The 21,724-nt window shown below is 65.7% G+C and carries 16 protein-coding genes; 8 read left to right on the top strand and 8 right to left on the bottom strand.

Annotated features, from left to right (window positions below; translation table 11 throughout):
- Window positions 1–26 precede the first annotated feature (26 nt).
- The 3 genes from DEF76_RS04235 to DEF76_RS04225 all read left to right on the top strand — a co-directional run bounded on the left by DEF76_RS04235 (window position 27) and on the right by DEF76_RS04225 (window position 3,709).
- Window positions 27–578 carry a TlpA disulfide reductase family protein gene (locus tag DEF76_RS04235; RefSeq protein WP_114911262.1) on the top strand — a complete coding sequence of 184 codons (552 nt, stop codon included), beginning with the start codon at window positions 27–29 and terminating at the stop codon, window positions 576–578.
- Between the two features lie 113 nt (window positions 579–691).
- Window positions 692–2,860 carry a ComEC/Rec2 family competence protein gene (locus DEF76_RS04230; protein WP_114911261.1) on the top strand — a complete coding sequence of 723 codons (2,169 nt, stop codon included), beginning with the start codon at window positions 692–694 and terminating at the stop codon, window positions 2,858–2,860.
- 177 nt (window positions 2,861–3,037) lie between these two features.
- A complete protein-coding gene (locus DEF76_RS04225; RefSeq protein ID WP_114911260.1) occupies window positions 3,038–3,709 on the top strand; it encodes a nitroreductase family protein in 672 nt (223 codons plus the stop codon).
- A 248-nt stretch (window positions 3,710–3,957) separates the two neighbouring features.
- Here DEF76_RS04225 and DEF76_RS04220 read toward each other — a convergent pair whose 3' ends face one another.
- From DEF76_RS04220 to DEF76_RS04205, 4 genes are all read right to left on the bottom strand, one after another.
- Window positions 3,958–6,288 carry a xanthine dehydrogenase family protein molybdopterin-binding subunit gene (locus DEF76_RS04220; RefSeq protein WP_114911259.1) on the bottom strand — a complete coding sequence of 777 codons (2,331 nt, stop codon included), beginning with the start codon at window positions 6,286–6,288 and terminating at the stop codon, window positions 3,958–3,960.
- An 87-nt stretch (window positions 6,289–6,375) separates the two neighbouring features.
- Complete coding sequence (locus DEF76_RS04215) at window positions 6,376–9,528, bottom strand: efflux RND transporter permease subunit (RefSeq protein ID WP_114911258.1); 3,153 nt, start codon at window positions 9,526–9,528, stop codon at window positions 6,376–6,378.
- A 4-nt stretch (window positions 9,529–9,532) separates the two neighbouring features.
- The gene (locus tag DEF76_RS04210) at window positions 9,533–10,732 is read right to left on the bottom strand and encodes an efflux RND transporter periplasmic adaptor subunit (protein ID WP_114911257.1); all 1,200 of its coding nucleotides are present in this window, start codon (window positions 10,730–10,732) and stop codon (window positions 9,533–9,535) included.
- A gap of 174 nt (window positions 10,733–10,906) precedes the next feature.
- Window positions 10,907–12,553, bottom strand: coding sequence for an efflux transporter outer membrane subunit (locus DEF76_RS04205; protein WP_114911256.1), 1,647 nt, complete (start codon window positions 12,551–12,553; stop codon window positions 10,907–10,909).
- Window positions 12,554–12,711: 158 nt separating this feature from the next.
- Here DEF76_RS04205 and DEF76_RS04200 point away from each other — a divergent pair, with 158 nt between their 5' ends.
- Window positions 12,712–13,329 (top strand): TetR/AcrR family transcriptional regulator, encoded by a 618-nt coding sequence (locus DEF76_RS04200; RefSeq protein ID WP_162800474.1) that lies wholly within the window; start codon window positions 12,712–12,714, stop codon window positions 13,327–13,329.
- Entirely contained in the window at window positions 13,326–14,729 is a 1,404-nt protein-coding gene (locus tag DEF76_RS04195; protein ID WP_114911254.1) for a M20/M25/M40 family metallo-hydrolase, read from the top strand. Before DEF76_RS04200 ends, DEF76_RS04195 begins: the two co-directional genes overlap by 4 nt.
- A 5-nt stretch (window positions 14,730–14,734) precedes the next feature.
- Here the strand turns inward: DEF76_RS04195 and rsmD are convergent, their stop codons facing one another.
- Genes rsmD through DEF76_RS04180 form a run of 3 tightly spaced genes read right to left on the bottom strand, consistent with a single transcriptional unit; the run spans window position 14,735 to window position 16,736 of the window.
- Window positions 14,735–15,280 (bottom strand): 16S rRNA (guanine(966)-N(2))-methyltransferase RsmD, encoded by a 546-nt coding sequence (rsmD, locus tag DEF76_RS04190; protein WP_240319102.1) that lies wholly within the window; start codon window positions 15,278–15,280, stop codon window positions 14,735–14,737.
- Window positions 15,280–16,035 (bottom strand): pseudouridine synthase, encoded by a 756-nt coding sequence (locus DEF76_RS04185; protein WP_114911252.1) that lies wholly within the window; start codon window positions 16,033–16,035, stop codon window positions 15,280–15,282. The genes rsmD and DEF76_RS04185 overlap by 1 nt, the downstream gene beginning before the upstream one ends.
- On the bottom strand, window positions 16,032–16,736 hold the full coding sequence (locus tag DEF76_RS04180) for a gamma-glutamyl-gamma-aminobutyrate hydrolase family protein (RefSeq protein ID WP_114911251.1): 705 nt from the start codon (window positions 16,734–16,736) through the stop codon (window positions 16,032–16,034). Before DEF76_RS04180 ends, DEF76_RS04185 begins: the two co-directional genes overlap by 4 nt.
- Before the next feature lie 141 nt (window positions 16,737–16,877).
- Here DEF76_RS04180 and DEF76_RS04175 point away from each other — a divergent pair, with 141 nt between their 5' ends.
- From DEF76_RS04175 to DEF76_RS04165, 3 genes are all read left to right on the top strand, one after another.
- A complete protein-coding gene (locus tag DEF76_RS04175) occupies window positions 16,878–17,333 on the top strand; it encodes a nucleoside deaminase (RefSeq protein WP_114911250.1) in 456 nt (151 codons plus the stop codon).
- Window positions 17,334–17,399: 66 nt separating this feature from the next.
- Entirely contained in the window at window positions 17,400–18,695 is a 1,296-nt protein-coding gene (locus DEF76_RS04170) for an MFS transporter (RefSeq protein ID WP_114913649.1), read from the top strand.
- A gap of 244 nt (window positions 18,696–18,939) precedes the next feature.
- Window positions 18,940–20,760: a chloride channel protein gene (locus DEF76_RS04165; protein WP_114911249.1), complete on the top strand. Its 1,821-nt coding sequence runs from the start codon at window positions 18,940–18,942 to the stop codon at window positions 20,758–20,760.
- Between the two features lie 427 nt (window positions 20,761–21,187).
- Here the strand turns inward: DEF76_RS04165 and DEF76_RS04160 are convergent, their stop codons facing one another.
- Entirely contained in the window at window positions 21,188–21,382 is a 195-nt protein-coding gene (locus DEF76_RS04160) for a hypothetical protein (RefSeq protein WP_114911248.1), read from the bottom strand.
- Between the last annotated feature and the right edge of the window lie 342 nt (window positions 21,383–21,724).

Here is a 21,724-nt window from a genome sequence, read left to right as displayed (position 1 = left end):
TGGTCGGTCACGAAAGGGATTCCCGCATGGCAGTTCTGACACGCCGCATGGCGCTCGCGCTCGCCGGCACGGTAGCGACGGCGGCGCTGATCGGCAAATCGCTGGCCGAGGAAAGCCTTGCCGCGATCCGCACGATGACGCTGGTGGTGCCGCCGCTGCCGGCGCCGACGCTCATTTTGCATGATGGTGACGGGCGGGCGCATAAGCTTGCCGAATTCATCGGCCGGGGCGTCGTGCTCAATCTCTGGGCGACGTGGTGCGCGCCCTGTGTCGCCGAGATGCCGGCGCTCGACGAGTTGGCGGCGCGGGTCAAGGCGCATGGCATCGAGGTTGTGCCACTCTCGTCCGATCGCGGCGGCGCCGCCACGGTGCGCGCTTTCTATGCCAGCCACGGCATCGACAATCTCCCGGTCTGGCTCGACCCTGGCGGCGAAGTGTTGCAGGCGCTGCATGTCGAGGGGATTCCAACGACGCTGATCATCGATCGCGCCGGGCGCATCGCGGGCCGGCTCGAAGGCGCGATCAACTGGGCGGCGCCGGACGCCGCGCCGACGCTCGCGCGGCTCGTCGCCGGCTGAGACATCGCGCTTCCCGCGCGTCGGTGCGGGCGGGCGCACGATCTCTTATCTTTTCCGCCCCGCGTGCGGTACAGTCCCGCGTGCATGGCCAGCCACGAGGGAGGTGGTCGCGGGTGGAGCGGGTTTGGCGGGCGGAGATCGGGGGCGAACTCAAGCTGGCCGCGGCCCGCATCGCGCTCGCGTTTTATACCCTGCTCGAAGCCGAGCGCGGCCGTTTCGCGCTCTGGCTGCCGGTGTTTCTCGGCGCTGGCGACATCGCCTATTTTGCCCGCAACAGTGAGCCGCCGCTCTGGCTCGGCATCGCTTGGATGGCGCTCGGCGCGGCGGGGTTCGGGGCTCTCTATCGCTATCCGCTCGCGCGCCTCGTCCCGGGGCTCGCGTTCGTCGTCGCGCTCGGGTTCACGGCGGCGCAATGCGCAACCTGGCGCGCCCCGCCGCTGCTCGCTTTGCCGCGCCATGCCGTGAGCTTGAGCGGGCGGGTCGATGCGATCGAGGGGTTGCCCGAAGGAAGCCGGCTTTTGCTCACCGAGGCGCGGATCGATGACGGCGCGGTTTTGCCACGGCGTTTGCGTCTTCGTCTTCGCCATGACGATGCCGCCTTGTTCACCATTGGTGAGACGGTGTCATTGCGCGCGCTCCTGATGCCGCCGCCCGAGCCCGCCTATCCGGGGGCGTGGGATTTGCAGCGCGACGATTTTTTCCATGGCCTTGGCGGTTATGGCACGGCGCTCGGGCCGATCCGGCGTCTCGCACCGGCGCCGGCGCCGAAATTCGAGGCCGCGATCGAGGCGATCCGTGCCGCGATCGCCGCGCGGGTGATGGCGGTTTTGCCAGATTCCCGCGGTGCGATCGCGGCGACGCTGCTGTCTGGCTTCTCCGCCGCCATCCCCGAGGCCGACCGCGCCGCCTTCCGCGATGCCGGGCTTGCCCATCTCCTCGCCATCGCCGGGCTTCATATCGGCATCGTCATGGGGCTCGTGCTCGGCTTTGCCCGGCTTTTGCTCGCCGCCCTCGAATGGCCGGCGCTTTACTGGCCGGCGCGCCAGATCGCCGCCCTGGCGGCGCTCGCCGCCGGCGGCGCCTATCTTCTGCTGACCGGCGCGCATGTGCCGATCCGCCGCAGCTTCGCGATGGCGTGTTTGGTAACGCTCGGTCTCCTCGCCGGCCGGCGGGCGCTGTCGCTCAGGGGCTTGGCGCTTGCCGCTGGCGCGGTGCTGCTCGGCGCCCCGGAGGAGATCGTCGGCGTCAGCTTCCAGATGAGTTTTTCCGCCGTTCTCGCCCTCATTTCCGGCTATGAGGCGCTGTGGCCGGCGTTGTTTCGCATCACCGCGCGTTGGCGGCGCCATCTCGTGATGTTGGCGCTCACCAGCCTGCTTGCCGGCACCGCCTCGGCGCCGTTCGGGGCCGCGCATTTCGGCCGGGTGCAGCTCTATTTCGTGCTCGCCAATCTGATCGCGGTGCCGATCACCGCGTTCTGGGTGATGCCGTGCGGGTTGGTCGCGCTCGCGCTCATGCCGCTCGGGCTCGCGGCGTTGGCGCTGGTGCCGATGGGCTGGGGGATCAGCCTCATTCTCGCGATCGCGCGCACGATTGCCGCCCTGCCGGCGGCAACCATCCCGGTCGCGCATATCCCGGGCTTCGGGCTGCTCCTGATCGCGCTCGGCATGGCCTGGCTCGGCTTATGGCGGAGCCGTTTGCGGCTCTGGGGCGCGCCGATCCTGCTGCTCGGCTTGCTCTCGCCGCTCGCCGCGCCGCCGCCCGATCTCTTGGTCTCGCCCGATGCCAAGCTGATCGGTCTCAGGACCGAGGCCGGCGTTTTCGTTCTCGCGCAACCCGGCGCGTCGCGCTTCACCCGCGATGCCTGGGCGGAATATTGGGCGCGCGGGCCACTCCTTCCCGCGAGCGCGGCGCCGGCGGCGGCGGTTGCCTGCGACGATGTCGGCGCCTGTCGGCTTCGCCCGGCGCCGGGCCGGGCGGCAGCGCTTTGGCTCAGCGCGGACAAGGCCGTGCCCGCCGCCTGCGAGGGGGTGGCGCTGGTCGTCTCGCCGGTGCCGCTGAGAGACGCGTGCCGCGGCGCTTTGCATATCGACCGTTTCACCGTCTGGCGCGAAGGGGCGGTCGCCGTCTGGCTCGAGGCCAGCGGCGCGCGCGTCTTGAGCGAGCGGGCATGGCGTGGCATCCGTCCCTGGGTGCCGCCGGCGCCCGCGCCGCAACACGTCGCCGATCGGCCACAGCACCCGGCGTTGCCGCTCGCGGCCGAAGACACCGGATCAGGGCAATAGCCCTCTCTCGGGCGGCGGCCTTTGTCTTGCCCGCGCGCGATCGGCTAGTGTCCCGTTTCAGACATCCGCTCTTTGTTGTCAGTGGCCTGCGGATCCCTGACATGCCACCGCGTGTCAGGGGCAGGACACTCGGCTCGACGCGATAAAGGGCGCAGAGCGTATTGGGGTAAGGGCGCGATGGACGTCAAAGAGGCGGTGATGCGGCGCCGTTCGGTGCGTGGCTTTCTTTCGCAGCCGGTCGATCCCGCGATCGTGCGGCGGGTGATGGCTGCGGCAAACCGCGCGCCTTCCGGCGGCAATGTCCAGCCCTGGCACATCACCGCCGCCACCGGCGCGCCGCTCGCCGCCCTCAAGCGGGCGATGGCGGAAAGCTACGGCGCGGTCGAGCCGGAGCCGGAATACGCGATCTATCCGCCGCATCTCCCCGAGCCTTACCGCAGCCGCCGCTTCGCCAATGGCGAGCAATTATACGCTTCCCTCGGCATCCCGCGCGCCGACAAGGCCGCGCGGCTGCGCTGGCTCGGGCAAAACTACCAGTTTTTCGGCGCCCCGGCGGCACTTTTCATCCATACGCCGCGCTTCATGGGGCCGCCGCAATGGGCCGATCTCGGCATGTGGATGCAAAGCGTCATGCTGCTTTTGCTCGAAGAAGGGCTGCAAAGCTGCGCCCAGGAATGCTGGTCGCGCTATCCCGGGATCGTCCGCCGCTTTCTCCCCATCCCCACGGAGCACGTGCTCTTCGCCGCGATCGCCATCGGCCATGAAGACAAAGCGGCGCCGGCCAATGCGCTGCGCACCGACCGCGCGCCACTCGACGAAGTCGCAACCTTCATCGGCTTTCCCGACTAGAGCGCGATCGATTTAAATCGATCACGCTCTAGTCCTATTTTGGCGAGCAAGTTGGCCAGTTTTGATTGAACAGAGTGGTTCAATCAAAACCTACCTTGCTCTAGAGCGCGATCGGTTTAAGTCGATCACGCTCTACACCTATTTTGGCGAGCAAGTTGGCCGGTTTTGATTGAACAGGATGGTTCAATCAAAACCTACCTTGCTCTAAGGCGCGGGCCGGATTTGCCCCAGGCCCGCGCCTTGCGCCCTCAGGCGGCGGCGCGGCTCTGGTGCAGCGCCTGCCAGACGCGTTCAGGCGTTGCCGGCATGTCAATCGCGGTGACCCCGCGTTCGGCGAGCGCGTTGAGGAGAGCGTTGATCACCGCCGGCGGGCTGCCGACCGCACCGGCCTCGCCGGCGCCCTTGACGCCGAGCGGGTTGGTGCCGCACGGCACCTCGATCAGGTCGACCTCGATATCAGGCAGATCATCGGCGCGCGGCACCGCGTAATCCATGAAACTCCCGGCCAGCAACTGGCCGGATTGCGGATCATAGGCGGTGTTTTCGAGCAGCGCCTGGCCGATTCCCTGGGCGACGCCGCCATGCACCTGGCCCCGCACGATCATCGGGTTGATCGCGCGGCCGACATCGTCGCAGACGATATAACGCACGACATGGGTGACACCGGTCTCGGGATCGACCTCGACCTCCGCCATGTGGCAGCCATTGGGAAAGGTGTGGCTGTCGATGCGCGCGACCTCGGCGGTATCGAGCAGTTCAACCTCGCGCCCCGCCGCCCGGTTTTCGCGCAGCCGCTGCGCCAGCGCCAGGATATCGACGCCGCGATCGGTGCCGACGATCGAGAACTGGCCATCGTCGAAGACGATGTCGGCGACGCTCGCCTCGAGCATCTCGGCGGCCGCGGCTTTGCCCTTTTCGATCACCGTCGAAACCGTCGCGAGGATCGCCTGGCCTTCGGAATAGAGGCTGCGCGCGCCGCCGGTGCCGCCGCCGGTCGGGATTTCGTCGGTATCGCCCTGGCGGACGCGGATTTTCTCGGGGTCGATGCCGAGGCGGTTGGCGGTCAGCATGACGTAAGCGGTTTCATGCCCCTGGCCGGTCGATTGGGTGCCGACATAGAGATCGACGCCGCCATCCTCGGCGAAGCGAATCTCGGCGCGTTCGCTCGGCGCGCCGCCGGTCGCTTCGAGGTAATAGGCGAGGCCGATGCCGCGCAGCCGGCCGCGCCGGCGCGCCTCGGCGCGGCGGGCGGGGAAGCCGGCGTAATCGATCTTGCCGAGCGCTGCCTCCATCACCCGGGCGAAATCGCCGCTGTCATAGGTCTGGCCCATCGCCGAGGTGTAGGGCATGGCCGCAGGCTGGACGATGTTTCGCTTGCGCAGCTCGATGGCGTCGAGCTTGAGTTCACGCGCCGCGGCATCGATCAAGCGCTCGACGAGATAATTGCTCTCCGGCCTTCCCGCGCCGCGATAGGCATCGACCGGCACGGTATTGGTGAAAACGCCGATGACATTGGCGTAGATCGCCTGGAACCCATAGACGCTCGCGAGCACCTTGGTGCCGGCGCCGGTCGGGATGAAGGGCGCGAAGGTCGAGAGATAGGCGCCCATATCGGCGTAGTTCTTGGTCCGCAGCGCGAGGAATTTGTGATCGGCGTCGAGCGCGATTTCGCCGAGGGTGACATTGGCGCGGCCTTGCGTGTCGGAGAGAAAGGCCTCGCTGCGTTCGGAGCGCCACTTCACCGGCCGGCCGAGCTTGCGCGCGGCATAGCAGGTGAGGACATGCTCGGCGTAGAGAAAGAGCTTCATGCCGAAACCGCCGCCGACGTCGGGGGTGATGATGCGGAATTTGTCGGCGCCGACCTTGAAGATGGCGTCCGCGAGCAACTGCTTGATCACCCAGCCGCCCTGGGTGTTGGTGGTCAGCGTCCAGCGCCCGGCTGTCGAGTCGAATTCGGCGAGTGCGGCGCGTGCCTCCATGCTGTTGACGACGACGCGGTTGTTGACGACCGTGAGGCGGGTGACGTGCGCTGCCTTGGCGAACAGCGCCTCGGTCTTGGCGCGATCGCCGGTTTCCCAGTCAAAGCAGACATTGCCCGCCGCCCCCGCCCAGACCCGCGGCTGTCCCGCTTCGGTCGCGTGCGCGAGATCGGTCACCGCGGGCAGAATGTCATACTCGATCTCGACCGCCTCGGCGCCGTCGCGCGCCGCTTGGACGGTTTCGGCGACGATGAAGGCAACCGGGTCGCCGACATGGCGCACGGTGCCGTCGGCGAGCACGGGATGCGGCGGATCGAAACGCGGGCTGCCATCACGGTTGCTGAGCGGGATCGCGCAAGGCAGCGTCCCGAGCCCGTCCTCGGCAAGGTCGGCATGGGTATAGACCGCGACCACGCCGGGGCGCGTGCGCGCTTGCGCGACATCGATCCGGGTGATGGCGGCATGGGCGTGCGGGCTCCTCAATACCACCCCGATCAGCGTGCCGGGCGGGGTGATATCGTCGGTATAGCGACCTTCGCCTTTGAGAAGGCGCGGGTCTTCCACCCGCCGCACCGGTTGGGCCAAGCCGAATTTGGTCATTGCTCTCGCTCTCCACGTCCCATGGGCATCTTCAAGACAGATTGGCGCGCCCGGCGCCCGAGGCCAAGCCCCCCGCCGCGCCGCCCGCTATTCTCCCACCGTTTCGGCATGGGTGTGCGCACGCTTGCGTGAAAACCGCGCTTTCACCCGCTCGCGGAGGGTCTGGAAGGTGACATAGAGCATCGGGATCAGAAAAATGCCGATAGCGCTCGCCGCGATCATGCCGCCGAACACCGCCGTGCCGATGCCACGCCGGCTCAACATCGCCGCGCCCTCCGCCCACACCAGCGGCACGAGGCCGAGGATGAAGGCGACCGAGGTCATCATCACGGCACGAAACCGCATCTTGGCCCCGAGGGCTGCCGCCTCGTGGATGGGAAGCCCCTCCTCGCGTCGCTCTTTCGCGAACTCGACGATCAGGATACCGTTTTTCGCCGCCAGCGCGATCAGGACGACGAGGCCGATCTGAGCATAGAGATCAAGCGACAGGCCCGAGACCAGAAGGGCGATGAACGAGCCGACCACGCCGACCGTCACCGACAAGAGGACCGGAATCGGGATCACCCAGCTCTCATAAAGCCCGACCAGGAAGAGATAGGCGAACAACACCGCGAGCGCGAGAATGAAGCCAGTGCGCCCGGAGGCGAGCTGCTCCTGATAGGCGGTGCCGGTCCACTCGAACGCGTAGCCCGGCGGCAACGTGTTGGCGGAGACCGCGGCCATCGCCGCCAACGCATCGCCCGAGGAAACGCCGGGCGCGGGGCTGCCGAGGATCGAGATCGCGCGGTAATTATTGTAGCGGATGATCACCTGCGGCCCCTGGATGATGCGCAGGTCAGCGATCGAGCGGAGCGGCACCATCGCCCCGACATTGTTGCGCACATAGATCTGCCAGATATCGGAGAGATCGCGCCGGTTCGCCGCCTCGCCCTCGATATTGACCTGCCAGGTGCGGCCATAGAGGCTGAAATTATTGATATAGATGCCGCCGAGCGTCGCTTGCAGCGCGGTGAAGACGTCGCTGATATTGAGGCCGAGCGCTTGCGCCTTTTCGCGGTCGATATCGAGATAGATCGAGGGGTTGGTCGCGGTGAAGGTGGAGAAGACGCGGGCGAGATGCGGATCGCGGTTGGCGGCCGCGAGCAATCCGTTCATGACGCTGCCCATCGTCACCGGATCCTGCCCCTCCAGCCCCTCGAGTTCGTATTCAAAGCCGCCGGAGGTGGAGAGCCCGATGATCGGCGGCAAGTTGAAGGGGAAGACGATCGCCGAGCGGATGCCCTGGGCGGCACCAAAGGTTTTCCTGATCAGCATTTGCGCCGAACTCGCCGCCCCCTTGCGGTCGGCGAAGGGTTTGAGGCGGGCGACCATGAACGCGGCATTGGGTTCGGAGACGTAATCGAGCAGCGAAAAACCAATGATCGAGAGCGTGTGTTCGACCTCGGGCATCTTCGCGAGAATGCCCTCGACCTGGCGCGTCGTCTCCGAGGTGCGCGCGACCGAGGCGCCATCGGGCAATTGCACGGCGATGAAAAACGCCCCCTGATCTTCCTCGGGCAAAAACCCGGTCGGCGTGTGGCGCGACAATTCCCAGATGCCAACACCGAAGATTGCGATCAGCAGCACGGCGAGAACGGAGAAGCGCAGCAGCCGGCGCACGATCGCGGCGTAGCCGTCGCGCAGGAAATCGATGCCGCGCAGCACCTGGCCGATCGGCCCGCGTCTTTTGCCGGTATGGCGAAGAAAGACGGCGCAGAGCGCGGGCGAGAGGGTCAGCGCGTTGATCGCCGAAATCAGCATCGCGGCACTGATGGTGACGGCGAACTGACGAAACAGCGTCCCCGAAAGCCCCGGGATGAACGCGATCGGCACGAACACCGAAAGCAGGACCAGGGTGATCGCGATGATCGGCGCGGTGATCTGGCGCATCGCCTTCTTGGTTGCCGCGGCGGGGGAAATCTCTGGCTCCTCCTCCATCACCCGCTCGACATTCTCGACGACGACGATCGCGTCATCGACGACGATACCGATCGCGAGCACCATCGCGAGCAACGAGACGGTATTGGCGGAATAGCCGAGCGCAAGAAGCGCGGCAAACGTGCCAACCAGGCTCACCGGCACCGCGACCGTCGGAATGATGGTCGCACGCGCATTGCCGAGGAAAAGATAGACGACGAGCACAACCAGCAGAAACGCTTCGGTGAGGGTGCGGATCACCTCGTGGATCGTGTCCGAGACGAAAGTGGTGCTGTCATACATCACCCGCGCCTTCAGCCCGTCGGGAAAGCGCTTGCTGAGATCGGCGAGAGTTTGGTTCACCGCTGCGGCGGTGGCAACGGCATTGGCGCCGGGCGAGAGATAGATGCCGATCGGAACGCCGGGGCGACCATCGATGCGGCTTTCGCTGTCCTCGTTCTGCGCCCCCATCTCGACCCGCGCGACATCGCGCACCCGCAACACCGAGCCATCGGGAAAGGCGCGCAGCACGATCTCGCCGAATTGCTTCGCGGTCTTGAGCTGGCCCTGGGTCTGGACGTTGAGCTGGAATTGCTGATCGGGGCCGATCGGCCGCGCGCCGACGCGCCCGACCGGCGCCTGAATGTTCTGCGCTTGGATGGCGGCAATGACATCGGAGGGCGAAAGATTGAGGCTGACGAGGCGTTGGACGTCGAACCAAATCCGCATCGAGTAGTTCATCTTGGCAAACAGCGACGCCTGCCCGACGCCGGGCGTGCGGGAGATCTTGTCGAGAACGTTGATGATCACATAATTGGTGATGAACAACGGATCTTGCTTGCCGTTCTCGCTATAGAGAATGATGAATTGCAGGACGGCGGCGGATTTCTTTTGCACCACCAAGCCTTCCTGCTGCACCTCGGCCGGGAGTTGCGACATCGCCGTCTGCACCCGGTTATTGACGTTGACGACGTCGATATCGGGGTTGGTGTCGAGCGAGAAGCTGGTGTTCAGCGTGTAGCTGCCATCATTGCCGCTGTTCGATTTCATGTAGAGCATGCGATCGACGCCGACCACCTGGCTTTCGATCGGCTGGGCGATGTTGGTTTCGACGACATCGGCCGAGGCGCCGGGATAGCTTGCCGTCACCGTCACCTGCGGCGGCACGATATCGGGGAATTGCGCAACCGGAATGCGCAGCATGGCGAGGATGCCGGCGAGCGTGGTGACGATCGCGATCACCACCGCAAGCCGCGGGCGATCGACGAAAATCGCGGAGATCATCGGCTCACTCCCGCTTCGTGTCGGAACTGCTCGCCGCCGTCTTGGCGCTCGGCGGCGGCGAGGCGGGGCCGGGCGCAACGACGAGGCCGGGGCGGACGCGCTGCACACCGTCGACCACCACCATCGCGCCGGCATCGAGCCCCTTCAACACCACCGCCTCGGTCGGCGTCGACTGGCCGAGTTGCAAGCGCCGCTGCTCGATTTTGTTGCCGGCGCCAACGACATAGACATAATCCCCGGACTGGTCGGAGAGAATGGCGGCGCGAGGAACGGTCAGCGCGGTGATCGGCTCGACCCCTTCGAGGAGAACTCTGACGAATTCGCCATCGGTCAATTCGCGCGCCGCGACGTTGGTTTTGGCGCCGCTGGCATCGATACCCGGCAGGCGTGGATTGGCGATCACGCCGCGGAGCGTGATCGTGTCTGTATTGGCGGAGATCGTATTGTCGACGAAATCGACCTTGCCGACCTGGTCATAGATCCGGCCATCGGGGAGGCGGACGCGAATGACGACGGCATTCAAGCCGCCTTTGTCGTGATAGCGCTGGCGGAGATCGAGGGCGGCGCGCACCGAGATCGGAAACACCACATACATCGGATCCTGGCTCACGATCGTCGCCAACGTCCCCGATGAGGGGCTCACGACATTGCCGATGGTGACCGCGGTGCGGCCGATCTTGCCATCGATCGGCGCGCGGATTTCGGTGTAATCGAGATTGATCCGCGAAATCCGCAGATTGGCCTCCGCTTGCATCAATTGCGCCTGATAGGAGAGCTGATTGGCGCGCGCATCATCCACCGTCGATTGCTGGCCGGCCGGCGTATGGAGGAGGGCTTCGGCGCGGTGGAGGGTGATCGCGGCGTTTTGCAACTGCGCTTGCATCTGCGCGATGGTCGCCGCCTTAGCCTCGACATCGGCTTCGAACGGCGGCTGTTCCAGGCGATAGAGGAGATCGCCTTTCTTGACTTCCGCCCCTTCGACGAAGGTCATCTGTTCGAGATAGGCGGTGACACGGGCGACGAGATTGACGCGGTCGGTCGCCTGGATGCGGCCAACGAATTCGGAGGTTTCGGTCACCGCGTGCGGCTCGGCGCGCACGACGCCGACCGCCGGCGGCCCGCCAGGGCCGAATTGTGCCCAAGCCGGTGCCCCGGTGAGAAGAAGAATAGCGGCGAGCCACGGCGCGGCGATGCGAAATGACATCAGATAATCCCTAGTTTCTCAGAGAAGCATCGAAAAACAGCCGTCCCCCGGAAAGGAGACGCAGCGCATACCAAAAAGGCAAAAGTTTTTTGGTTCTTTTTTTCAAAAAAGAACCCACCTGCTTAAATCAGCCTAACCAACCCAGAAGACCCGGTCAAAGGCGGTCAAAGGCGGTCAAAGGCTCGGCTGATGCGCTTTTTCGGCGGTTTGTTGCTCGGGCGGCAGAGGATAGCTCTGCTCCCAGCCGCCGCCGAGCGCCTTATAAAGCAGGACGAGATTGGTCGAGACCAGGGTCGTGCTCTGGGCGAGCTGGAGTTCGGCGCCGAGCAGCACGCTTTGCGCGGTCAAGACGTCGAGGAAGGTCGCGACCCCCTGCACGTAGCGCTGACGCGCGAGATCGAGGGCGCGCCGCGCGGCGGTGACGGTCTTGGTCAGCTCTTCCTCGCGCTTTTGCTCAGTATTATAGGCGGTGAGCGCGTTATCGACGTCGTGGAGCGCCTGCAAGACGGTTTTCTGATAGGTCAGCGCCGCCTCTTTTTGCTGCTGCTTGCGCAGCGCCAAGGTGGAGACGAGCTGTCCGCCGCGGAAAATCGGCAGGCTCACGGTCGGCCCGACGCCATATTGCTCCGAGCGCAAGCTGCCGAGCTGGGAGGCATTGAGGGCCGCGATGCCGAAGCTGCCGGTGAGCGAGACATTGGGGAAGAAATCGGCGACCGCGACGCCGATTTGCGCGGTCGCGGCGTGGAGGCTCGCTTCGGCGGCGCGAATATCGGGGCGGCGGCGCGCGAGTTCGGAGGGGAGGCCCATCGGCACGCTCGGCGGCACCGGCGGGATCGGCTTGGCCTCGGCCAGTTCTGCCTTGAGCGCGCCGGGCTCACGCCCAAGCAATTCGCTGATGGCGTTGATCAGCTCCGCTTCCTGCTGGCGGAGTGGCGGCAATTGCGCGGCGATGTTGTCGGCCTGGGCTTCGGCGTTGGCGACGTCGAGGTCGGTCGTCAGGCCGCCGCTGGCGCGCTGGCGGGTCAGGTCGAGGCTCTGATTGGCGCTCGCGAGGTTTTCCTCGGTGATCGCGAGGGTGCGCTGGGTGCCGCGGAGATTGATGTAATCGCGCGCGAGTTCCGCCTCGATCGAGACCAGGGCGTCGCGCCGCTGATCCTCGGTCGCCTGCACCATGGCTTTGGCCGCTTCCACCTGACGGCGGACCTGGCCCCAGAAATCGATCTCCCAGGCGGCATCGAAGCCATACTGATAAAGGTTGAAGGGCGGGATCGTGGTGCCTTGCACGGGAATAGCGCCAAGCGTGCCGGCGGTGCCGCCTGCCGAGCTGCCGAGCGAGCCGAAGCTGGTGCCTGTCGTTCCCGGCGCGATACCGCCGAAGCCGCCGCCGCTGCTGGTCGCCCCGGCCGGCGGGAACAGCCCGATGACGCCGTTCGGGCTCAGATATTGGTGCGAATAGGAGCCGTCGGCATTGAGGATCGGATATTGATTGGCCTGGGTGATGCCGAGCTGGCTCCGCGATTCCCCAAGGCGCATATCGGCGATCCGCATATCGAGATTTTCCGAGGCAACCCTTTGTTCCAGACGGGACAGCTCGGGATCCTGGAACTGATCCCACCATTTCGGGTCGATCGGCTTGTTGTCGACCAGGCTTGCCCTCTCGACCGGCGCCGTCGGTTTCGTGCTCGACCAGGAGGAGGGCTGCCACCAGGGTTTTTCAGGGGTGAAATCGGGCCCGACGGTGCAGGCGCCGAGCATGGGAATGGTCAGAACCGCGACGCGGCCCCACCGTCGCCGCGCCAGATCGCGTCCCGAGCCCCGCATGGTCCAATCCTCCAAACCCGATCCGAAGAACCGAAATCTTCTGCGCGCCGCGGCGCACCCTCGCCTGACCGATCGGTTCAGTCACTTTTGACAAATGCACCGATCTCGCCGCATCGTCAATCCGCAAACTCACGCCAATGTCAAGAAGGAAAGTCTCGATGCTGGTTGCCGATGCTCTGTCGCCGGAAAAACGGGCACGCATCCTCGCGGGCGCGGCCGACGTCTTCGCGCGTGACGGCTATGAAGGCGCCAGCATGTCGCGCATCGCGGCGGCCGCCAATGTCTCCAAGGGCACGCTTTACAACCATTTCGAGAGCAAGGCGCAGCTTTTCGCGGCCTATGTCGAGGCGGCCTGCGCGCGCAATCTCTGCCAGGTGTTCGCCGGCTCTGACGAGAATACCGATGCCGTTGCGACACTCGAGCGGATTGGCCGGCGGATGGTCGAGATGATGCTGTCTGATCTCGGCCTCACCATTTATCGCGTGGTGGTGGCGGAGGCACGGAAATTCCCCGAACTCGCAAACGCTTTCTATAACGCGGGGCCGGCGCGGGCGATCGCCGAGATGGCGCGCTGGCTCCGGGCGCGCACCGCGGCGGGGGCGCTCGCCGTCGCTGATCCGGAATTCGCCGCCGAGCAGTTCTTTTGCCTCTGTCAGACCCGCCTTTGGCTGCGCTACAAGCTCAATCTGCAGGATGCGCCGGCCGAAACCGGGGTCGATGACGTGGTCAAGGCCGCCGTCGCGATGTTTCTCAACACCTATGGAGTGAACTCATGACCGGAGCGGCAACTGAAGCAGCGCTCGCGAAAGCGGCGGCCCTGATGCCAGAGGCGATCGCCGCCTGGTCCGATTTTCTGCGCATCCCCTCGATCAGCGCCCAGCCCGATCACGCCGGTGATTGCAGGCTGGCCGCGGAATGGGCGCGCGCGCGGCTCGCCGGGCTCGGCTTCGCGGCCCGCCTGCATGAGACCGCAGGCCATCCGGTGGTGCTCGCAACCCATCCCGGCCCCAGCACCGGCGCCGATGTCCCGCATCTCCTCTATTACGGCCATTACGATGTGCAGCCGCCCGAGCCGCTCGAACTCTGGCCGAGCCCGCCCTTCACCCCCACCCTCGTCGATGGCCCGCGCGGCAAGCGGATGGTCGCGCGCGGCGCGGTTGACGATAAGGGCCAGGTCGCCGCCTGGCTCGGCGCTTTCGCCGCCTGGCATGCGGCGACCGGCACGATGCCGGTCCGGCTCACCGTTTTGCTCGAAGGCGAGGAGGAGATCGGCAGCCCCCATCTCGAGCCGTTCCTCGCGGCCGAGCGGGCGCGGCTCGTGGCCGATGCGGCGGTGATTTCGGACACCAATCTCTGGGATTTCACGACGCCGGCGATCACCACCGGCCTGCGCGGTCTCCTCTATGTCGAAATCCGCGCCCGCGCCGCCTCCCGCGATCTCCATTCCGGCCTTTTCGGCGGGATCGCCTGCAATCCGATCAATGAATTGGTGCAGGCGCTCGGGGCGCTCCGCGATGCCCGGGGGGTGGTGCAGATCCCTGGGTTCTATGACGGTGTCGCGCCGCTTTCAGCCGAGCAGGAAGCCGCCTGGGCGGCGCTCGGCTTCGATGTGGCGGCGTTTCTCGGCGATGTCGGGCTCGCAACGCCAGCGGGCGAGGCCGGGCGTGGCGCGCTCGAGCGGCTTTGGGCGCGCCCGACCGCCGATCTCAACGGCATCTGGGGCGGCTATGCCGGCCCGGGGGCAAAAACCGTGATCCCGGCCGAGGCCGGCGCGAAAATTTCCTTCCGCCTCGTCCCCGGCCAGGATCCGGAAGCGATCTTCGCCGCGCTCAAGCAGTTTCTTGCCGCGCGCGTGCATCCCGATCTCAAACTCGACTACGCCCTCTATGGCGCGGCGCCGGGCATCGCGGTCGCGACCGATCTTCCCGTCGTCACCGCCGCCCGCGCCGCCTTGGCCGAGGAATATGCCAAACCACCAGTCCTGATCGGCTGTGGTGCCTCGATCCCGGTGGTCGAAAGCCTCAAGCGCGTGCTTGGGTTGGAGACCCTGCTGATGGGGTTCGGCCTCGACGACGACCAGATCCACAGCCCCGGCGAGAAATTCGAACTCGCCTGTTTCGAGCATGGTCTGCGCGCGCATATCCGCTTGCTCGGCCATCTCGCGGCGCGATCGTAGGGGCGTCAGCGCCGCCAGATCGCGAGCCGCGCCGCACCATGGCGGCGTTCGGCGAGCGGCGGGCCGAGCCCCGGCGGCAACGGCTCGGCGCGGCCGAGTTCGGCGGCGATCAGGGCGCCGGGCGCGAGCCAGCCGGCGGCCTCGAGGGCGGTGAGAGTCGGGGTGAGCAGCCCCTGACCATAGGGCGGATCGAGCAGGATGAGCGTCTGCGGCGTGCCCGGCGGCGGCCGGGTCGCGTCGGCGGCGAGCACGCGGGCGCGCGCTTCCATCCGGCACGCGGCGATATTGGCCGCAAGAGCGGCGCGGGCGGCACCGCTCTGCTCGAGGAACACCGCGCTCGCCGCGCCGCGCGAGAGGGCCTCGAGGCCGAGTGCGCCGCTGCCGGCAAAGCCATCGAGCACCCGCGCGTCGGCAAGGACATTTTCCGCCCAGGGCGCGTGCGCGAGCATATCGAACAGCGCCTGGCGGACGCGATCGGCGGTCGGCCGCGTCGCCTCCCCGCTCGGCGCGCGCAGGCGCCGGCCGCGCAGACTGCCGGCGATGATCCGCATCACACGGCGGGTTTGGGCAATTGCTCGCGCAATACGCGGGCGGGGATTTCCTCGACCGCGCCGCGCGGCAAGAGGCCGAGCTGGAACGGGCCGTAGCTGATCCGGATCAGCCGCGTGACGACCAGGTCGAGGGACGCCATCACCTTGCGGATTTCGCGGTTTCTGCCCTCGCGCAGCGCGACCGAAAGCCAGGCATTCTCGCCTTTCCGCGAATCGAGCCCGGCCTCGATCGGGCCATACCGCACCCCCGCGATGGTCGCCCCGCGCGCCAGCGCCGCAAGCCGCGCCGGATCGACGGCGCCATGAACACGCACCCGGTAGCGGCGGATCCAGCCGGTCGCCGGCAATTCGAGCAGGCGGGCGAGAGCGCCGTCATTGGTGAGCAAAAGCAGCCCCTCGCTGGTGAGATCGAGCCGGCCGACGCTGATCACCCGCGGGAGAGCCGAGGGCAGCTTCTCGAACACCGTCGGCCGGCCTTCCGGGTCGCGATGGGTGGTGACGAGGCCGGAGGGCTTGTGATAGCGCCAAAGCCGGGTGCGCGCGGGGGTCGCGACCGGCTTGCCGTCCACCAGAACGATATCGTCGGCGGCAACGAAGGTCGCCGGATGGGAAACCGCCTGGCCGTTGAGGGCAACCCGGCCGGCGGCGATCATCGCCTCGGCGTCGCGCCGGCTGCTGACGCCGGCGCGGGCGAGGAATTTCGCGATACGTTCGCCCACTGGTCGTTCGCTCGCCGGCCTCGTCTCCTCGCTCATCGGCAAGCCGCAACGAAGGCGGCGAGCAGGCGGCCGTCGCCAGGGTCGGTCAAAAACTCGGGATGCCATTGCACGCCAAGACAAAACCGCCGCCCCGGCGCCTCGATCCCCTCGATCACGCCGTCCGGGGCATACGCATTGACGATCGCCTCCCGACCCGGCGTCCGCACCGCCTGATGGTGCGAGGAATTGACGTGCATCGCGCCAGCGCCCGTCGCGCGGGCGAGCCGCGTGTCCGCAACGATACTGATGGGATGGCCGGGCTCGTGCCCCTCATGGGGGAGGGCGTTCGGGATCTCGTCCGGGATATGCTGGACCAGGGTGCCGCCGAGCATGACGGCGAGCAATTGCTCGCCGCCGCAAATGCCAAGCACCGGCTTGTCGGCGGCGAGCGCGCCGGCGAGCAGCGCCATTTCCGCCTCGGTGCGAGCGGATTTGAGGGTGACACTGGGATGCGCCGCGGCTTCACCGTAAATCGCCGGATCGACATCGAAAGCGCCACCGGTGACGATCAGCCCGTCAAGCCGCGCCAGCATCTCCTCGGCGAGAGCGGCGAGATGCGGCAGCGCCAGCGGCAGGCCGCCCGCCGCTTCGATGGCGCTGGCATAGTTGGCGCGCAGCGCATACCACGGCCAGCGCGAATAGCCGCCGGGTGGCTCGGCATCGAGGGTAAGACCAATGACGGGACGGCGAAAGGCCATGGCGAACGGGTCCACGCAGGTGAGGAAAGGGGAAGAAGAATTGTTCTTTTTTGGAAAAAAAGAACCAAAAAACTTTTGTCCGTTGGGCAGTGTCCAGCGCCGGAGCGGAGATCTAGACGCCCGGCGCGGACGGGGCAAGTGATGCGCGCCGCCGGCGCGGCGCTGGACGCGGCGCTGGCAGCGGCGCGGGCAGCGGGGGCGCGCGGCGAGGTGCCGGTCGGCGCCGCCGTGATCGCGGCAGACGGCACCCTCCTTGCGGTGGCCGGCAATGAAACCGAGGCGCGCGCCGATCCCTCCGCCCATGCCGAGATGCTGGCGCTGCGGGCGGCGGCAGCATCGCTCGGTGTTGCGCGGCTTCCCGACTGCGATCTCGTGGTGACGCTCGAACCCTGCCCGATGTGCGCCCAGGCAGCGAGTTTCTTTCGCATCCGCCGCCTGATCTTCGGAGCCTACGACCCCAAGGGCGGCGGCGTCGAGCATGGCGCGCGGGTGTTCGCGGCAACCTCCTGCCATCATCGCCCAGACGTGGTGGGGGGCGTGCGCGAGGGCGAATGCGCGGCGCTGTTACGCGCCTTTTTCGCCGCCCGCCGCCCCTGATCCGCTTGCTCGGGCAGTAAAATTATGGCGTTGTGGCGGGGCGAAGAAACCAGGGAGGATAACGGCGTGAACGAGATCGAAACCCGGACCATGGCCAAAGTCATGCGCCGCCTGGTGCCGTTCCTGATCCTCTGTTACTTCGCGGCCTATCTCGACCGGGTGAATGTCGGGTTTGCGGCGCTGACCATGATCCCCGATCTGCATTTGTCCAAGACCGCTTTCGGTTTCGGCGCCGGCATCTTCTTTCTCGCCTATTTCGTGTTCGAGGTGCCATCGAATCTCGCGCTCGACCGGTTCGGGGCGAGCCGCTGGATCGCCCGCATCATGATCTCTTGGGGCATCCTCTCGGGGGCGATGGCACTGATTTCGGGCGAGACCAGCTTCTATGTCGTCCGCACCCTGCTCGGCGCCGCCGAGGCCGGGTTCTTCCCCGGCATCATCTTCTATCTCACGCTCTGGTTTCCCGGCGTCTATCGCGCCCGCGTCGTCGCCTATTTCATGGCCGCGATCCCGCTCTCCTCGGTGATCGGCGCGCCGGTTTCCGGGCTCATTCTCTATACCGACGGCATGCTTGGTCTGCGCGGCTGGCAATGGCTTTTCATCCTCGAGGCGGTGCCGGCGATCGTGCTCGGTTTCGTCTGCTGGTTCTATCTCACCGACCGCCCCGATCACGCCGCCTGGCTCGCGCCCGAGGAACGCCAATGGTTGACCGAGCGTATGGCCGCCGAACAAGCCGCGCGCGAGCGGGCGCGCCGCTATACCATTCTCGAATCGCTGATCGACCCGCGCGTGCTGGCGATCGCCTTGATCTATTTCGGCGCGGTCGCGGCCAATTACGGCTTCACCTTCTGGCTGCCGCAGATCGTCAAGGCATTCGGGCTGAACAACGCGCAAACCGGCTTCGTCACTGCCATTCCTTATGTCATCGGCACGCTCGGCATGGTCTATTGGGGGCGGCGTTCGGATCGCCTGGGCGAGCGCAAGGGGCATATGGCGATCGCCCTGATCGCCGCCGCCGTCGGTCTCGCCGCTTCCGCCGTCCTCAGCGATCCGCTCGCCAAGATGGTTCTGCTTTCCGTCGCCGGCTTCGGCATTTTTGCCGCGATCTCGGTGTTCTGGACCTTCCCCACCGCTTTCCTCTCCGGCACCGCCGCGGCGAGCGGGATCGCGGTGATCAATTCGATCGGCAATCTCTCCGGCTTCGCCGGCCCTTATGTCATGGGGGCGCTTCGGGATTATACCGGCACCTTCACCAGCGGGCTTTTCGTCATCGCCGGCGCGACCGTCGTCGCGTTGATCATCGTTCTGCTTTTGCCGCATGACCGCGCGTTGGAGGAGGCGCCGCCAGCACCCGCCGAATAGCGCCCGCCGAATAGGGTAGGAACGCCTCTGGATCGCTCGCGCCTCGCCACAATTTGGTGAAAAAACTGGTCATCAAAACGCCTGATTCACCATATTGACTCTAGACTGTCTGGCGTCGATGACCTCCATCCAGAGATTTCCGTAAGATGCAGCCGGCTTTGTCAGGGTTTTGGGACGGGAAAAGTTTTTTGTCACGCCCCCCCTCTGCCCATCACATCGCCGGCACCGGCCGGGCGGCGCCGGGATGAGCGTTTTTCCCTTCCCCTCGGGGGCAGCAGCGCGGCGCGACCGGCCGCTGCCGCTCCGTCCCCGGCGGCCACTCGGCGAAATCGTCCTGCATGTCCCGCAGACGCTGCGCGCCCTGGTGCGCGCCGACGAAATCTGGCTGGTGGTGCTCGCAGCCCTGGTCGGCTGCGGCGCCGGGCTCTGTGTCGTCGTGATGAATATCGCAACGCTTGAGATGCATCATGCGTTGTTCCTGATCTACGGCCATGAGCGGTTGAGCGGCATGGCCAAGCTCGATCGCGGCCGTCTCCTGCTGGTGCCGAGCCTCGGCGGTCTCGTGCTCGGGCTCTCCGGCCTTGCGGTCGCGCGTTTTTGGCCGCGCCGGGCGGTGGACCCGATCGAGGCGAATGCCCTCTATGGCGGGCGCATGTCGCTCAATGACAGCCTGATCGTCGTGCTGCAGACGATTTTCTCCAACGGCGTCGGCGCCTCGGTGGGGTTGGAAGCCGGCTACAGCCAGATCGGCGCCGCCCTCGGCTCGCGGCTCGGGCGCAGCTTCCGGGTGCGGCGCAACGATCTTCGTCTCCTCGTCGGCTGCGGCGCGGCGGGCGCGATCGGGGCGGCCTTCAACGCCCCGCTCACCGGGGCGTTCTATGCGTTCGAATTGGTGATCGGCACCTATTCGCTGATGACGCTGGCGCCGGTCGCGGTCGCCTCGATTTCGGCGATCGCGGTCGATCGCTGGCTGCTCGGTGACCCGGGCGGCTTCGAGCTTATCCTGCCGAGCACCATCCCGCCGTTCGACTATATCCCGGTGCTGGCGCTCGGCATGGTCTGCGCCTTGTTCGGCGTTGCCATCATGCGCGCGGTGACCCTGACCGAGGAAGTGTTCCGCCATAGCGGCGTGCCGGCTTGGGCGCGCCCGGCGATCGGCGGGCTCGCGGTCGGGATCATGGCGCTGGTGACGCCGCAAGTGCTCTCCTCGGGCCATGCGGCGCTCCATCTCGGCATCAACGCCCCCTATTCGCTGCCGTTTCTCGCACTTTTGGTCGCGCTCAAGGCCGCCGCCTCGGCGATTTCGATCGGCTCGGGGTTTCGCGGCGGCCTGTTTTTCGCCTCCCTCTTTCTCGGCGCCATGCTCGGCAAGCTGTTCGCCGCAATCCTCGCGGCGCTGACCGTGAAAACCTTGCTCCCCGGCGTGGTCTGCGCCGTCGTCGGCATGAGCGGGCTCGCGACGGCGATCGTCGGGGGGCCGCTGACCATGGGCTTTCTCGCGCTCGAGAGCACCGGCAGCCTGCCGCTCACCATCGCCGTGCTCGCCGCCTCCGTGGTCTCGGCGCTCACCGTGCGCCGCACCTTTGGCTACTCCTTCGCGACCTGGCGCTTCCATCTGCGCGGGGAAGCGATCCGCAGTGCCGTCGATGTCGGCTGGATCCGCAATCTCACGGTCGGGCGGATGATGCGCCGCGAGGTGCGGACGGTCCGCATCGACACGCCGCTCGCCAATTTCCGCCGCGATTTTCCGCTCGGCTCGGAGCAACGCGTGATCATCGTCGATCAGTCGGGCCGCTATGCCGGCATCATCCCGGTCGCCGAGGCCCACGCCGTGGACGGCGCGAGCACGCTCGCCGACATCCTCCATCACGCCGACCAGGCGCTTTTGCCACAAATGAGCGTCAAAGACGCGATCAGCGCCTTCGAGCGGGCGGAAAGCGACGCGCTGGCGGTGATCGACAGTCTGGAAAACCGCCGTGTCATCGGCCTGCTCACCGAGCAATACGCGCTGCGCCGCTATAGCGAGGAGCTTGACCGGCGGCGGCGCGATCTCTCCGGCGAGTGAGGCGTAATACCGATCAATGGCACCGCTGACTGGTATGCGCATCGGGTTGGCATGGCGGCTGCGCGCAAAATCAAGCAAATACCAGATGGCCGCTCTCGATTGACGAGTCCCTCTTTCGACCGGCTGGCATAGCACCTGCCTCGAATTAAAATTTTGCGTTCTACGCAGATTTCTCTTGATTTGCTGACAAGGTCGTGTTTTACGGCAGGGAGTTGATAGATGGGGGTTATAATGCAATCAAAGGTTGATAATGAATTGGAAACATTTGGTCTCATTTTGCTCATGCTATGGGAGTGCCGAAACGCTTTGGTGGATTTGAAGGAAAGCAAGCGAGCGGCGTGCGTTGAGCAGTGCATTCATGCGCTTTTCTCAAGTAACTTATGTAATTTAACTCAGAAACTTCCAGCTTGAATAATGCACCTAAATTTCAGTTTATTTTAATATTATTAGAATCATCTTGTATTTCGCGGATCTTTTCAAAGATCTTTAGCCAAAGACTTTCTCCGTCTGCGTCCCCGCTTTTATGCATTTCTAGCGCACGCTGCATTGCGTGACCGCTAGCTTCGTTTCCGAATTTCTCGATCATCATATCTGCTAAATGGCTGATTTTGGGCGCGATCATTTTTATCTTACCTCTTCGGAATCTAAGCCGAGATGGATGTCGACAACCTAAGTCCCGAAAAACAAGCCTCAGCAATGCTACCTGCCCAGACAGACAATTTAAATAATCCAAATCTTAAAAAATGTCACGCTAAAATTTATTAAATTATCGATGGCTCATCAAGATTTTTTGTATGCGCTCAGATCATGCTCAGGATTCCTCCCCTGGCGTCACTTGGCTCGGCGATAGAGTCAGAGAAGCAATAGGGCGTTCAAACACGAAACTTATGCGTGGCCAGGCCCCAGCGCGGCATAGCCGCTGGTCGGATAAATTTCTACTCCGCCGCAATCAGTAACCAATTTT

The sequence above is a fragment of the Acidibrevibacterium fodinaquatile genome, from assembly GCF_003352165.1.
GTDB lineage: Bacteria > Pseudomonadota > Alphaproteobacteria > Acetobacterales > Acetobacteraceae > Acidibrevibacterium > Acidibrevibacterium fodinaquatile.
This window is presented reverse-complemented; position numbering and strand designations above follow the sequence as displayed.

Bases quoted from the DNA above. Each gene is read 5' to 3' on its own strand.
- DEF76_RS04160 (WP_114911248.1), bottom strand. From the start codon at position 21,382: ATGATCGCGCCCAAAATCAGCCATTTAGCAGATATGATGATCGAGAAA.
- DEF76_RS04215 (WP_114911258.1), bottom strand. From the start codon at position 9,528: ATGATCTCCGCGATTTTCGTCGATCGCCCGCGGCTTGCGGTGGTGATC.
- rsmD (WP_240319102.1), bottom strand. From the start codon at position 15,280: ATGCGGATCATCGCCGGCAGTCTGCGCGGCCGGCGCCTGCGCGCGCCG.
- DEF76_RS04185 (WP_114911252.1), bottom strand. From the start codon at position 16,035: ATGAGCGAGGAGACGAGGCCGGCGAGCGAACGACCAGTGGGCGAACGT.
- DEF76_RS04225 (WP_114911260.1), top strand. From the start codon at position 3,038: ATGGACGTCAAAGAGGCGGTGATGCGGCGCCGTTCGGTGCGTGGCTTT.
- DEF76_RS04235 (WP_114911262.1), top strand. From the start codon at position 27: ATGGCAGTTCTGACACGCCGCATGGCGCTCGCGCTCGCCGGCACGGTA.
- DEF76_RS04210 (WP_114911257.1), bottom strand. From the start codon at position 10,732: ATGTCATTTCGCATCGCCGCGCCGTGGCTCGCCGCTATTCTTCTTCTC.
- DEF76_RS04205 (WP_114911256.1), bottom strand. From the start codon at position 12,553: ATGCGGGGCTCGGGACGCGATCTGGCGCGGCGACGGTGGGGCCGCGTC.
- DEF76_RS04220 (WP_114911259.1), bottom strand. From the start codon at position 6,288: ATGACCAAATTCGGCTTGGCCCAACCGGTGCGGCGGGTGGAAGACCCG.
- DEF76_RS04165 (WP_114911249.1), top strand. From the start codon at position 18,940: ATGAGCGTTTTTCCCTTCCCCTCGGGGGCAGCAGCGCGGCGCGACCGG.
- DEF76_RS04175 (WP_114911250.1), top strand. From the start codon at position 16,878: ATGCGCGCCGCCGGCGCGGCGCTGGACGCGGCGCTGGCAGCGGCGCGG.
- DEF76_RS04200 (WP_162800474.1), top strand. From the start codon at position 12,712: ATGCTGGTTGCCGATGCTCTGTCGCCGGAAAAACGGGCACGCATCCTC.
- DEF76_RS04195 (WP_114911254.1), top strand. From the start codon at position 13,326: ATGACCGGAGCGGCAACTGAAGCAGCGCTCGCGAAAGCGGCGGCCCTG.
- DEF76_RS04180 (WP_114911251.1), bottom strand. From the start codon at position 16,736: ATGGCCTTTCGCCGTCCCGTCATTGGTCTTACCCTCGATGCCGAGCCA.